The organism is Novosphingobium sp. IK01, assembly GCF_033242265.1.
GTDB classification, from domain to species: domain Bacteria; phylum Pseudomonadota; class Alphaproteobacteria; order Sphingomonadales; family Sphingomonadaceae; genus Novosphingobium; species Novosphingobium pituita.
In genome coordinates this window covers 48,295-61,652 of sequence record NZ_BTFW01000001.1, presented here as the reverse complement: position 1 = coordinate 61,652, position 13,358 = coordinate 48,295, and the positions used below count along the sequence as shown (strand labels likewise).

Here is a 13,358-nt window from a genome sequence, read left to right as displayed (position 1 = left end):
TGAAGTGTCGTAAAGTCCGGGCCCAACACCTTGGCTTGCCCCACTTTCCTGCTTTTCGAGCGAACTTTCTGAACGGAATGTCGATTGCACTGGCCAGCCCGCACGGGTCTGGAAAGGTTGCCTTTCTGCGTCCGCAAAGGGTTCGTGGTGCAGTTCAACGGCGAAGCGCCGATGTTCGGTAGTGAGCGGCTGCGTGCCACACGTCCTGCGAATGCAGGGGCCGGATGCGGAACTTGCCCGTGAACAGCGCCAGCCCAGCTTCGGTGGGGTCCGTCCCGCACGTTCGTGATCGCCCGTGATACGGGGACTCGTGATCGTCGCGCGTGGGAGCGGTGCCCGAAGCAGGCAACGCCCGCCATGCCGCCCCCAGGCGCGTATGGGACCGGTTCCTGGCCCTGCTCTTCCCCGGGCAGGCGATGCGGAACGCGCACGAGAGCTCTTTCGCCGCCCTTTCCAGCAAGGGTGCCGAAAGCGGCCCAGGGGCTTCGTGCCCCGGAAGGCCCTCGCCCGCTCATCCGCCGGTCAGGCACCACCCGACGCCGCCCCCGGTGGCAGCGAGCGACAGTGGGGGCCCGCAGCAATGCGGGCCCCCGTTTTCTTTATATGCAAACAACCACGCCCCATCCCTCCCCGCAGGCAGGGAGGATCATGCACCACCCCATTCCTCCCCGCCCTGCGGGGAGGGGGACCGCGCGAAGCGGGGTGGAGGGGGAATGGCACTGCCATAGCGGCAGGCACCCCGACCTGCGCCCCCTGCCCCTCCGTCAGGCCTCCGGCCTGCCACCTCCCCGCAAGCGGGGAGGATCATGCACCACCCCGTTCCTCCCCGCCCCGCGGGGAGGGGGACCGCGCGAAGCGGGGTGGAGGGGGAATGACGCTGCCATAGCGGCAGGCCCCGACCTGCGCCCCCTGCCCCTCCGTCAGGCCTTCGGCCTGCCATCTCCCCGCCGGGCGGGGAGGATCATGAGCCGCCCCGTTCCTCCCCGCCTCGCGGGGAGGGGGACCGCGCGAAGCGGGGTGGAGGGGGAATGGCGCTACCATGGCAGCAGGCGCCACGACCTGCGCCCCCTGCCCCTCCGTCAGGCCTTCGGCCTGCCACCTCCCCGCCGGGCGGGGAGGATCATGAGCCGCACCGTTCCTCCCCGCCTCGCGGGGAGGGGGACCGCGCGAAGCGGGGTGGAGGGGGAATGGCGCTGCCGTGGCGGCAGGCGCCCCGACCTGCGCCCCTGCCCCTCCGTCAGGCCTTCGGCCTGCCACCTCCCCGCAGGCGGGGAGGATCATGCGCCGCCCCGTTCCTCCCCGCCTCGCGGGGAGGGGGACCGCGCGAAGCGGGGTGGAGGGGGAATGGCGCTACCATGGCAGCAGGCGCCACGACCTGCGCCCCCTGCCCCTCCGTCAGGCCTTCGGCCTGCCACCTCCCCGCCGGGCGGGGAGGATCATGAGCCGCACCGTTCCTTCCCGCGCGCAGAGGATCTGGTGGGCCTCAGCGTTTGAGCAGCGGCGCCAGATAGTGCCCGGTGAAGCTGCGCTTGTTCTTCACGACCTGCTCGGGCGTGCCCTCGGCCACGATCTCGCCGCCACGCACGCCGCCTTCGGGGCCCATGTCGATGATCCAGTCGGCGGTCTTGATCACGTCGAGGTTGTGCTCGATCACCACCACGCTGTTGCCCTGATCGACCAGTCGGTGGAGCACTTCGAGAAGCTTGCGCACGTCCTCGAAATGGAGCCCGGTGGTGGGCTCGTCGAGGATGTAGAGCGTCTTGCCGGTCGAGCGGCGCGCCAGTTCCTTGGCGAGCTTGACCCGCTGCGCCTCGCCGCCCGAGAGCGTCGTGGCCTGCTGGCCGACCTTGACATAGCCCAGGCCCACTTCGCCCAGCATGGCCATGCGATCGCGGATCGGCGGGACCGCCTTGAAGAACTCGACCGCGTCCTCGATCGTCATGTCGAGCACGTCGGCAATCGAGTGCCCCTTGAACTTCACCTCCAGCGTCTCGCGGTTGTAGCGCTTGCCGCCGCATTCCTCGCAGGTCACGTAGACATCGGGGAGGAAGTGCATCTCGATCTTGATCAGCCCGTCGCCCTGACAGGCTTCGCAGCGCCCGCCCTTGACGTTGAAGCTGAACCGCCCGGCCTTGTAGCCGCGCGCTTCGGCCTCGGGCAGCCCGGCGAACCAGTCGCGGATCAGGGTGAAGGCGCCGGTATAAGTCGCCGGGTTCGAGCGCGGGGTGCGCCCGATGGGCGACTGGTCGATCTCGATCACCTTGTCGCAGTGTTCGAGGCCCCGGATCGCGTCATGCGCGCCGGCCACGACCCGCGCGCCGTTGAGCACGCGCGAGGCCCCGGCCTGAAGCGTGTCGATGGTCATGCTCGACTTGCCCGAGCCCGAGACGCCGGTGATGCAGCAGAACGTGCCGAGCGGGATCTTCGCGGTCACATTCTTGAGATTGTTGGCCCGCGCGCCCTCGATCACGAGGGCATGGCCATTGCCCTTGCGACGCTCGGTGGGCACCTCGATCCGCCGCGCGCCGGTCAGGTACTGGCCGGTAAGGCTGTCCTTGCTCGCCAGAATGTCTTCCAGCGTGCCTTGCGCGACGATCTGCCCGCCATGGACGCCCGCGCCCGGCCCGAGGTCGACGATGTAGTCGGCGGTGCGGATCGCGTCCTCGTCATGCTCGACCACGATCACCGTGTTGCCCAGATCGCGCAGGCGCTTCAAGGTTTCGAGCAGGCGGTCGTTGTCGCGCTGGTGGAGCCCGATCGACGGTTCGTCGAGCACGTAGAGCACGCCCGAGAGCCCCGAGCCGATCTGGCTGGCGAGACGAATGCGCTGCGATTCCCCGCCCGAAAGCGTCCCCGAGGTCCGGTCGAGGTTGAGGTAATCGAGCCCCACATTGTCGAGGAAGCCCAGCCGCTCGTTGATTTCCTTCAGGATCGCCTTGGCAATCTGGCTCTGCTGGCTGGTCAGGTGCGCGTCGAGCCCGGCAAACCATGCACAGGCATCGCTGACCGAAAGGCGGGTAATCGCCGAAATGTCGCTGCCCGCCACCTTCACGCTCAGCGCCTCGGGCTTGAGGCGCGCACCATCGCAGGTCTCGCAGGGCTGCGCGGTCTGGAACTTGCCCAGTTCCTCGCGCATCCACGCGCTTTCGGTCTGGAGCATGCGGCGGTTGAGATTGCCGATCACCCCTTCGAAGGCCTTGGCGACGGTGTAGCTCTTCTTGCCGTCGATGAAGGTCAGCGGCACGGCCTTGCCCGCCGTCCCGTGGAGGATGACGATCTTCACCTCGACCGGGAGCTGCTCCCACGGGGTTTCGAGGCTGAAGCCGAAATGGGCGGCAAGGCTGGCGAGAACCTGCATGTAATAGGGACTGGGCGGGTTCGACTTGGCCCAGGGCACCACGGCCCCCTGCTTGAGGCTCAGATGCTCGTTGGGGACGACCAGTTGCGGGTCGAACAGCAGCTTTTCGCCAAGGCCGTCACAGGCCGGGCAGGCCCCTTGCGGGGCGTTGAACGAGAACAGGCGCGGTTCGAGCGCATCGAGCGTGAAGCCCGAGACCGGACAGGCGAACTTCTCGGAAAAGACGATGCGGTTGTCGGGCAGCCCGGCCCCCTTGAGCTGGCCGCCTTTCGCGTTCTTGCCCTTTCCGGCCTTTTTCGGCTCCTCGGGCGGTGTCTCGCCATTGAGCGCGGCCACGGTGGTATCGGCAAGGTCGATATAGGCGAGGCCCTCGGCCAGCTTGAGCGCCTGTTCGAAACTGTCGGCCAGACGCGTCTGGATGCCGTCCTTGACCGCGATGCGGTCGACCACGACCTCGATGTCGTGCTTGAGCTTCTTGTCGAGCGCGGGGGCGTCCTCGATGGAATAAAGCTCGCCGTCGATCCGCACGCGGGTATAACCCGCCTTCTGCCACTCGGCCAGTTCCTTGCGGTATTCGCCCTTGCGCGCGCGAACCACCGGGGCGAGCAGATAGGCGCGTGTCCCCTCGGGCAGGGCCATCACGCGGTCGACCATCTGGCTGACCGTCTGCGCGCTGATCGGCAGGCCCGTCGCGGGCGAATAGGGCACCCCGATGCGCGCCCAGAGCAGGCGCATGTAGTCGTAGATCTCGGTCACCGTCGCCACGGTCGAGCGCGGGTTGCGGCTGGTCGTCTTCTGCTCGATGGAAATCGCCGGCGAGAGGCCGTCGATATGCTCGACATCGGGCTTCTGCATCATTTCGAGGAACTGGCGCGCATAGGCCGAGAGCGATTCGACATAGCGGCGCTGGCCTTCGGCATAGATCGTGTCGAATGCCAGGCTCGACTTGCCCGAGCCGGAAAGCCCGGTGATCACCACCAGGCTGTCGCGCGGGAGATCGACATCCACGCCCTTGAGATTGTGTTCGCGCGCGCCGCGCACGGAAAGGGTGGTCAGGGCGCTGCGCGCGCCTGCCCGGCTGCGGGCCGGAAGAGCAGAAGCAGAAGTCGACATGGCGGCCGGTGTTCCATATTTGTTCAATTCATGCAAGCCCGCTGCGCGCCATGGCGGCGCCCGACCGGAAAAGCGCGACATCAGGCCCCATCATGTGGGAAGCACCCCGCCGCCAGACAATACTTGCAAGCCGCGCCCTGCCCCCCGGCGCGTTCAGCCGATCGCCAGCGCCCGCGCCCGCCCGTCCCCGAACCAGCGGGCATTGACCCCCCAGACCTGATGCAGCACCTCGGGCGAAAGTGCGACATGGGGCGCGCCCGAGGCCGCCACTGTCCCGCGCTCCAGCACGATGACATGATCGGCATGGTTCATCGCCAGCGACAGATCGTGCATCACCACGGCCACACCCACACCCTGATCGGCCAGACGGCGGAAATGGGCCATCAGCGCCTGCTGGTGGGCCAGATCGAGCGCGGCAAACGGTTCATCGGCCAGAACCCAGCGCGGCTGTCCGGCCAGAACCCGTGCCAGCAGGGCCCGTGCGCGCTCCCCCCCCGAGAGCGTGCCCACCTCGCGCGCGGCCAGCGACTGGAGATCGAGCGCCCGGATCGCGGCAGCGGCGGCCGCTGCGTCGAGCTTGTCGGACGTGCGATGCGGCAGGCGGCCCAGCCGCACCAGTGTCTCGACCGTCACGTTCCAGGCCACTTCGCCGGCCTGTGGCAGATAGCCCACGGCCATGGCCCGCTCGCGCGGGGTCAGGTCGGTCAGGCGATTGTGGCCGAGCACGACACGGCCCGCATCGGGCGCCTGCAAGCCGGCCAGAACCGCCAGCAGGGTCGATTTGCCCGCCCCGTTGGGCCCACAGACCACCGTGACGCGCCCGGCGGCCAGCCCCACGCTCACCTCGCGCAGGCGCCCCACCACGGTTACAGCTTCGGCCATCAGATCCATATGCGGTTCCCGTCGGGTCAGATCACGCCAGACCGCGCCGCAGGCGCAGCAGGAGATGGAGGAAAAACGGCGCGCCCATCAGGCTGAGCGCAATGCCCAGGCGCAGTTCGCCACCCGCCAGCGGCAGGCTGCGACACAAGGCATCGGCCACCAGCAGCAGCAGGGCCCCGGCCAGCGCGCTGGGCAGGATCAGGCTCGACGGGCGCCGGTCGGTGAACGGGCGCACGATATGGGGCACCATCAGGCCGACAAAGCCGATCACCCCCGCCGCCGAAACCCCGGCGCCGACCACCAGCCCCACGCCCGCCACCATCATCCAGCGCAAGCGCCCCGGATCGAGCCCCATCGAACGCGCCGCCAGTTCGCCCAGCGTCAGCGCATCGAGCGCGGGCCCCGCCCGCCAGAGCACCACCAGCCCGGCCAGCGTCAGCGGCGCGGCCACCGCCACGTCGCGCCACGAGCGATCGGTCAGCGCGCCCATCAGCCATGTCACGATCTCGGTCAGCGCAAACGGGTTGGGGGCAAGGCTGATCGCCAGACTGGTCAGCGCGCCTGCCAGACTCGACAGCATCATGCCCGCCAGCGTGAACAGCGCCACCCCGCCCGCCAGCCCCGTGCGCGGCCCTGAAGCGATCACCGCCAGCAGGACCATCCCCGCCGCCGCCCCCGCCAGCGCCATGGCCGGAAGCGCGAAAGGCTGCACCGCATAGCCGGTGAACAGCGAAAGCACCGCCCCCAGCGCAGCCAGCGGCGCCACCCCGAACAGGCCCGGATCGGCCAGCGGATTGCGCAAGTAGCCCTGCATGGCCGCGCCCGCCGCCCCCAGACCGCCCCCCACCACCACGGCCAGAACCGCGCGCGGCAGGCGCAACTGCGCCAGAATGACCATCGCGTTGTTGCCCGTGTGGCCGAAGGGGTTGATCCACACCTGTCCGGCCATCAGGCTGAGCGGCAGCGCGAACAGGAGGGCCACCCCCAGCACGATCGGGAGGGTTGCGCGGTTCGTGGCGCGGTTCATGGCCTGATGTCCTGTTGATGCTGGTCCAGTTGGTGGCGCACCGCCACCAGCCGCGCCAGCATGCGGGGGATGGTCGGCCCGCCGCAGTAGATGAGATTGGGCGCCAGCGTGGCGCGCGCGGTGTGCCCGAGTGCGGCCAGCGCCGGATGGAACAGCAGGCGGTCGTCTTCGGGAATGGGGCCGCGCGCATGGCCGACTGCCAGAATGACCCTTGGCGGATCGGCCAGCATGCGTTCGAGCGGCAGGCGCTCGGATTGCCCGAGCCCGCGCTGAGCACTGAAATTGGCGAACCCGGCCTGGGCCATCAGTTCGGCCACGAGCGTTGCCTGGCCGGGCACGGTGCCGCCCGGCTCCCACAGCACGGCGGGGATCGGCTTGCTTCCGGGCGCTGGCGCGGCTTCGGCCATGGCACGGTCGATCTGGCGCACGAGGGCTTCGCCGCGATCCACGTGCCCGGCCAGCCGCGCCAGATCGCGCACTTGCGCGCGCGACTGGGCGACCGAATTGGCAATCGCGAACGTCTCGACATGCAGGCCCACCGCGCGCATGGCCGCCAGACTGGCCGGATCGGTATATGTGCTGGCCACCAGCAAATCGGGATGAAGCGCCAGCACGGTTTCGACCGCGCCATTGGTCGCCGGAAACCGCCGCGCCAGCGCCACATCCATCGAGCTTTGTTCAGGATCGCTGCTGTAGGCAGACAAGGCGCGGATCTGGGCCGGATCGGCCACCTGCGCAAGGATCGCATCGGTACACGGGTTGAGCGAGACAATCGTAGGCTGGTGGTGGGGCGTAGGCTGATGGTGTGGGGAACCCTGTTCATGCCCCCCCTTCCCCTCGCCCCCCGGCGCCAGCGCATCCGGGCTACAGGCCGAGAGGACCAGCCCCGCAGCCAGAGCCCCCAAAGCCAGAATCCGGCACACGCGCGACCGCCCGCCCGTCCCGCCCAGACGCGCCGGGAGAGTGGGACAGACTGGGCGGAAGGCCGCGCGCGGGTTCACCGGGATGTCACCCGCCCCATCAGTAGCGGACGCGCAGGCCGCCGAAGACCGACCGGCCCAGCGCCCCATAGCCCGCCGCCGTCACCAGCGGATGATCGAACAGGTTCTCGATCCGCCCGAACAGTTCGACATCGTGGCGAACCGGCAGGCTGGCGCGCAGCGTGGTCACGCCGCCGCCCTTGAGCCTGGTGGTATTGGCTGCATCGTCATAGGTTTCCGACTGGAAGCGCTGGTCGACCCCCAGGGTGAGGCCTGCCCAGGGCGTTGTCCAGTCAAGCACGGCAGTCAGCGCGTTGCGCGGACGGCGGGCGAGCGTCTTGCCATACAGAGCGCCGCCCGGCGTGCGGTCGACCGCCTCGGTATAGGCATAGAGCAGCTGGCCGCTCACCCGCGGGCTGAGCTTGGCGGCCAGTTCGAATTCGGCCCCCTGCGAGCGCGCCTTGCCGACATTGTCGTAGAAGCCATAAGAATGGGTATCGCACAGCGGGCTGGTGACCGAGAAGCACGAGACATAGTTGACGAGATTGCGCGTGTCGCGGCGGAAGAACGTGAGCCCGGCGCGGAACGTGCCCTCGGGGCTGACATAGCTGATCCCCGCGTCATAGCTGCGGCTGCGCTCGGGGCGCAGGTCCGGGTTGCCATAGTCGGGCGAGAGCAGCTGATAGAGCGTGGGCGCGCGGAAGCCTTCGCCATAGCTGGCGTTCAGGCGCACCCCGCGCACGACCTCGACCGTGCCGTTGGCGCCCAGGCTCCAGTTGCCGCCGAACCGGCTGTGGCTGTCGTAACGCCCGCCCACGGCCAGGCTGGCCTTCTTGCCATACCAGCCGAGCAGCGCATGGCCGCTGGTCAGGCTGGCGGTCTGGTGGCTGTCATACGTGCTCGAAAAACTGGTCCATTCGTTGTCGGCGCCGAAATCGAGCGCGAAGTCGGCAGGCAGGTCATAGCGCCCGGTCATTTCGACGCGCTGGCTGCGGCCATTGTAGCCATATTCGAACGTGTCGTCGGCCCCGCCGGTGAACGTGCGGCGGTGAGTGATCGCGGTGCTGTAGCCGCCATCGAGGGTCAGTTTGCTGCCCGCATAGTGAAACCCGGCATGGCCGAAGAACTGCCGCGTGAGCGCATATTCGCTGGTGTCGCCAAAGTTGAAGTTGGCGTCATAGCCGTCGATGTCGGTCCGGCCGTCGGCATAGCGCGCATTGGCGACCAGCGAGAACGTGTCGGTCAGGTTGACGCGGGCCTTGCCGCCCACGCGCCACTGGTTGTAGCCGTCGCGCTCGGTCCCGCTCGACGCGGCCGAGATGCCGTTGGTGCCCACGTAGCCGCCATCGAGCGAGATCGCATAGCCATCGCGCTTCACGCCCGCGATTGCATCGACATCATAGCTCCCGCGCGAGCCTCCTTCGGCAGACACTTCCGCGCCATTGATCTCGCGCGTGGTCAGCGCGATCACGCCGCCCATCGCCGCGCTGCCCCAGATGATCGAGTTCGAGCCGCGCAGAACCTCGACGCGCCCGATCGAGCCGCTCGACAGCGTGCCGAAATCGAACCCGCCCGAAGGCAACGAGGTATCCTCGACGCGTACCCCGTCGACGAGGACCAGCGTGTGCTGGCCTTCATCGCCGCGCAGGCGCACCGCCGTCTGCGAACCCAGCCCGCCCGTGCGCGAGAACGTGAGGCCCGGCACGCGTTCGAGCACACGGGTCAGGTCGGGGCCCTGCACCGACTGGATCGTTTCGAGCGGAACGACAGTGATCGCCTGGCCGGTCTGGTCGAGCGGGCGGTCGCTGCCGGTGCCCAGCACGGTGATCTGCTGGCCGATCTGGCCCGGATCGATCGCAGACGCATCAGGGGCCGGAGCGTCAGGGGCCCCGGCACCGGGAGCAGGCGCCTGCTGGGCGAGCGCGCTTCCCTGTGGCACGGCCTGTGCCAGCGCCAGCCCGCAGGCCAGCGCGATCAGTGATGTCTTCATGTCTTTTCCTCCCGGCCCATGGACTTGTTGCCGTCCATGGCGGGAGGTCCGCCGGGCCAATGGCGGAAAGACTCACCACGCTTGCGTCCGGTACACCCCGCCCGGCCGCGGAACGACCACACACCGGCAGGTTTCCTGGCTCTCCGGGTCATCGCGACACACCGGCCTTCCCGACCCTGTAACCGGGCCAGTGGCACACGAGGGTGCGGCGCTCGTCCGGATACAGTTGCGGGGGCAGCGCCGGTGGTCCGGCTTCCCTCTTAGCCTGCACGCAAAGGCAGGCACCGGTGGCGTCTGTCCGAGCCGATAGCGCCGCGCACCCACCACGGCAAGAAAAAGCCGTTAACCTGCATCGGATAAGCCGTTAACGCCCGGACCGGGGCCTGTGTCTATTCGGGACGCAGGCAATTGTCCGGGTGCATTGCCCGCCCATGGTGCTAGCGGCAGGCAGACCAAGAAGGCTTCTTTCCCGTTTCATGACCCAGCCCTTTCCCCTGCTCCCGCCCGAAGCGCTCGTGCCGCCGCTGGCGCCGCGCGCCCGCGCGGATCAGGCTGCGCTGCGGCAGGAAGCCGGGGAAAGGCTCGCCACGCTGGTCCTGCCCGAAGTACCGCCCCGCGACTTCACCGGGCGCATCCGCCGCCGCGACATGGTCTCGTGGCGCCACCAGCATCGCCGGGCCGGGGTCATCCGCGCCCGCGCGGGGGGCATTGCCGCCATCGGTGCGCTCGGCCTCGTGCTGGGCGCGCTGGGCTGGGGCGAGCCGGGGATCGACCGCGCCGCCGCCGCGCAAAGTCGCGACGACAGGCTGCAAGCCATGGCGGCCCCCGACCAGCCCGCCACGCAACCGAGGCCCACGCGCGATGGCACGCAGGCCGATCCACGCAGCGCGCAGAACAGCCCCGAGGCCTCCGGCAACTGGGCCAGTCGCCTGTGGAACGAACACTTCGCCGCGATCCACTCCGACGCCGCCGCCTCGCCTTTCGCGTCAGGGCCTTTCGCGTCAGGGCCTTCCGCGACAGGTTTTCCCGCAGCGCCGGGCGTCGCCCGTCCGCTGTTCGCCGCGGGCGACGCGCAGGATCGCTGGCGCGCGCTGCAATGCCTGACCGCCGCGATCTATTACGAGGCCGCCTCCGAGCCGGAAAACGGACAGCGCGCGGTCGCCCAGGTCGTCCTCAACCGCGTGGCCCATCCCGCCTTTCCGAAAACCGTGTGCGGCGTGGTCTATCAGGGCTCCGAGCGCCCCGGCTGCCAGTTCAGCTTCGCCTGCGACGGGGCCATGGCCCGGCGCCCGATGCCCGTGGTGTGGGACCGTGTGCGCCGCATCGCCGCACAGGCGCTGGACGGACAGGTCTATGCCCCGGTGGGGCTGGCCACCCACTATCACACCAGCGCGGTCCACCCCGGCTGGGCCGACAGCCTCGCCTTCATCGGCACGATCGGTGCCCATCGCTTCTACCGGTGGTCGGGCGCCGCCGGGCTTCAGGCCGCCTTCCGGGGCATCTATCACGGGGGCGAACCCCTCGCCGCGCCCCATCCGCGCAGCTGGACCTCGGTCGCAGCCGACATCGCCGATCCGCTGACCCTCGAACAGGCCTTCGAACAAGGCCGCATGGCCGCCCTCGACAAGAGCCTTCCGGCCCAACCCGCGCTCGCCCCGTCTCATGCCCCGCTTCATGCCGGCACCGCGCACGAAGGCATGAGCGGACGCAGCCCGGCAGCCTCCGCTCCGCTGCCGCAAGCGGGGCCCGCCGCTCCCGCCCTGCGCCCCGAAGCCAGCGCGATCTACGAGAACGCCGGCAAGTGGATCGCCCAACCCGGCAGTTGACGTGCGCCCTTTCCCGGTGACGCCCCTTTTTGGGGTGACGGCCCTTTTTGGGTAGCTGATCGTCACGAAACGGCAGGGCAACAGTCAACAGGATATTTACCGTCTCGTCTCACGCCCTGTTAGCGCGTGCAAAAGTATCAGGACGGAAGCGGCCGTGCAGATTTCATCCCGATCCGCCCGGCGCTCCACGAAAACAGACCATACAAAAACAAACCATCAGCCGAAAATCGGCGTCGCACACACAATTCGGAGACCCCGCGCATGCTGCGCTTTGCCCCCCGATATGGCATGATCTCGCCCTGTCTCCGCCGCCCTGCCGGCCGGGTGCCGCAGGCCGTCAACGACAATCCGGCTTCCTTGCGCCCCACGACGATGTCCCCCCACACGCTGGGCCCCCGCACGCTGGCCTCGCTGCGGGGCCCCACCCGCCACGCGGCCCCGCGCTCCGAACCGATCGGCCTGCCGGCCCCCACGCGCGAGGATGAAAAGGCCCTGCTGGCCGCCGCGCTGCGCCTGTTTGCCAGCCATGGCCACGCCGCCGCCCGCCAGGCCGCGCGCGCGGCGCGCGCCGCAGCCGACAACGACGACCAGGCGCTGATGCACTGGTGGACGGCCGTGTGCCACACCCTCGACCGCAACCAGGCCCATGCCCTGCGCCGCCATCTGGCCGAACGGGCCTGATCGTCACATTCTTGCGCTACCCTGCCCTCAGGCAGATTGAGGATGGCAGTCAAGACGCTATCAAGAGACCGGAAGAGTCAGAATCAGGCCCTTCCGGTGTCTTGCCGGACACGCACTTGCAGATGCGATTTTCGCGGATTTTCACCCGATCCGCCGCATTCGTATGAACGCCGGATTTACCACGTAATGCTATTGCAAACTGATAGCAAAGAAACCCGGCCATGCGCGTTTTTTTGCGGTTGCAATCGGCCGTCGGCAGGCCTACCTGCGCCCCACTTGCCGGCAACCCTTCCCGTCTCGCGGGCGCGGGGGGGCCTCCATCCGGGGGCTTGAGTCGGCAACGCTTGAACGCTTGTCCCGCGACGACTCCGGGAAAGGACCGTAAAGCACATGGCACGCAAGAAGATCGCGCTCATTGGCGCGGGTAACATTGGTGGCACTCTGGCGCACCTGGCCGCACAGAAGGAACTGGGCGATGTCGTCCTGTTCGACGTCGTGGAAGGCGTGCCCCAGGGCAAGGCTCTCGACCTTTCGCAGTGCGGCCCGGTGGCCGGCTTTGACGCCAAGATCACCGGCACCAACGATTACAAGGACATCGCAGGCGCAGACGTCATCATCGTGACGGCTGGCGTGGCGCGCAAGCCCGGCATGAGCCGCGACGACCTCCTCGGCATCAACCTCAAGGTGATGAAGGCCGTTGGCGAAGGCATCCGCGACAACGCACCCGACGCCTTCGTGATCTGCATCACCAACCCGCTCGACGCGATGGTCTGGGCGCTGCGCGAGTTCTCGGGTCTCCCGGCCAACAAGGTCGTGGGTATGGCCGGCGTGCTCGACTCGGCCCGCTTCAGCACCTTCCTCGCCTGGGAATTCGGCGTTTCGGTGCGCGACGTGAACTCGTTCGTGCTCGGCGGCCATGGCGACACCATGGTTCCGGTCGTCGAATACTCGACCGTTGCCGGCATCCCGGTCACCGACCTGATCAAGATGGGCGCCTCGACCCAGGAAAAGATCGACGCGATCGTGGCCCGCACCCGTTCGGGCGGCGGCGAGATCGTCGGCCTGCTCAAGACCGGTTCGGCGTTCTACGCTCCGGCCACCTCGGGCATCGCCATGGCTGAAGCCTACCTCAACGACCAGAAGCGCATCCTGCCCTGCGCCGCCTATGTCGACGGCGCCTATGGCGTGGACGGCCTCTATGTCGGCGTGCCGGTGGTGATCGGCGCTGGCGGCGTGGAAAAGGTCATCGAGATCTCGCTCGACGACACCGCCAAGGCCAACCTCCAGGTCTCGGTCGACGCCGTGAAGGAACTGCTCGTGGCGTGCAAGGGCATCGACCCCTCGCTCGCCTGACACGGGAAACAGGACCGCGCGGCGGGTTTCCGCCCGCCGCGCGGCTCTCCTTTTTTCCGGTACTGACATGATTGCCTCGCCCCCCTCGGGTTACACCTGATCCAGGGGCAGGCCAGACTATCCGGGCCTCTTGCGCCCGGCACCAAAC

Annotated in this window: 8 protein-coding genes and 1 riboswitch; of the genes, 3 read left to right on the top strand and 5 right to left on the bottom strand. The window is 68.6% G+C overall.

Annotated elements, in window-relative coordinates; genetic code table 11:
* Window positions 1-1,483: 1,483 nt before the first annotated feature.
* From uvrA to SBI20_RS00250, 5 genes are all read right to left on the bottom strand, one after another.
* On the bottom strand, window positions 1,484-4,471 hold the full coding sequence (uvrA, locus tag SBI20_RS00270; RefSeq protein WP_317973137.1) for an excinuclease ABC subunit UvrA: 2,988 nt from the start codon (window positions 4,469-4,471) through the stop codon (window positions 1,484-1,486).
* Between the two features lie 153 nt (window positions 4,472-4,624).
* Complete coding sequence (locus SBI20_RS00265) at window positions 4,625-5,353, bottom strand: ABC transporter ATP-binding protein (RefSeq protein ID WP_317973136.1); 729 nt, start codon at window positions 5,351-5,353, stop codon at window positions 4,625-4,627.
* A gap of 31 nt (window positions 5,354-5,384) precedes the next feature.
* Window positions 5,385-6,380: a FecCD family ABC transporter permease gene (locus SBI20_RS00260; RefSeq protein ID WP_317973135.1), complete on the bottom strand. Its 996-nt coding sequence runs from the start codon at window positions 6,378-6,380 to the stop codon at window positions 5,385-5,387.
* Window positions 6,377-7,381 (bottom strand): ABC transporter substrate-binding protein, encoded by a 1,005-nt coding sequence (locus tag SBI20_RS00255; RefSeq protein ID WP_317973134.1) that lies wholly within the window; start codon window positions 7,379-7,381, stop codon window positions 6,377-6,379. Before SBI20_RS00255 ends, SBI20_RS00260 begins: the two co-directional genes overlap by 4 nt.
* A gap of 19 nt (window positions 7,382-7,400) precedes the next feature.
* A complete protein-coding gene (locus SBI20_RS00250) occupies window positions 7,401-9,350 on the bottom strand; it encodes a TonB-dependent receptor plug domain-containing protein (RefSeq protein ID WP_317973133.1) in 1,950 nt (649 codons plus the stop codon).
* Window positions 9,351-9,458: 108 nt separating this feature from the next.
* Window positions 9,459-9,654: riboswitch (cobalamin riboswitch) on the bottom strand.
* A gap of 172 nt (window positions 9,655-9,826) precedes the next feature.
* On the opposite strand from SBI20_RS00250, the gene SBI20_RS00245 reads away from it, so the two are divergent.
* From SBI20_RS00245 to mdh, 3 genes are all read left to right on the top strand, one after another.
* A complete protein-coding gene (locus SBI20_RS00245) occupies window positions 9,827-11,176 on the top strand; it encodes a cell wall hydrolase (protein ID WP_317973132.1) in 1,350 nt (449 codons plus the stop codon).
* 261 nt (window positions 11,177-11,437) lie between these two features.
* Window positions 11,438-11,857: a hypothetical protein gene (locus SBI20_RS00240; RefSeq protein WP_317973131.1), complete on the top strand. Its 420-nt coding sequence runs from the start codon at window positions 11,438-11,440 to the stop codon at window positions 11,855-11,857.
* Between the two features lie 390 nt (window positions 11,858-12,247).
* Window positions 12,248-13,210 (top strand): malate dehydrogenase, encoded by a 963-nt coding sequence (mdh, locus tag SBI20_RS00235; RefSeq protein ID WP_317973130.1) that lies wholly within the window; start codon window positions 12,248-12,250, stop codon window positions 13,208-13,210.
* Window positions 13,211-13,358: the final 148 nt, after the last annotated feature.

Bases quoted from the DNA above. Each gene is read 5' to 3' on its own strand.
- uvrA (WP_317973137.1), bottom strand. From the start codon at position 4,471: ATGTCGACTTCTGCTTCTGCTCTTCCGGCCCGCAGCCGGGCAGGCGCG.
- SBI20_RS00265 (WP_317973136.1), bottom strand. From the start codon at position 5,353: ATGGCCGAAGCTGTAACCGTGGTGGGGCGCCTGCGCGAGGTGAGCGTG.
- SBI20_RS00260 (WP_317973135.1), bottom strand. From the start codon at position 6,380: ATGAACCGCGCCACGAACCGCGCAACCCTCCCGATCGTGCTGGGGGTG.
- SBI20_RS00250 (WP_317973133.1), bottom strand. From the start codon at position 9,350: ATGAAGACATCACTGATCGCGCTGGCCTGCGGGCTGGCGCTGGCACAG.
- SBI20_RS00245 (WP_317973132.1), top strand. From the start codon at position 9,827: ATGACCCAGCCCTTTCCCCTGCTCCCGCCCGAAGCGCTCGTGCCGCCG.
- SBI20_RS00240 (WP_317973131.1), top strand. From the start codon at position 11,438: ATGCTGCGCTTTGCCCCCCGATATGGCATGATCTCGCCCTGTCTCCGC.
- mdh (WP_317973130.1), top strand. From the start codon at position 12,248: ATGGCACGCAAGAAGATCGCGCTCATTGGCGCGGGTAACATTGGTGGC.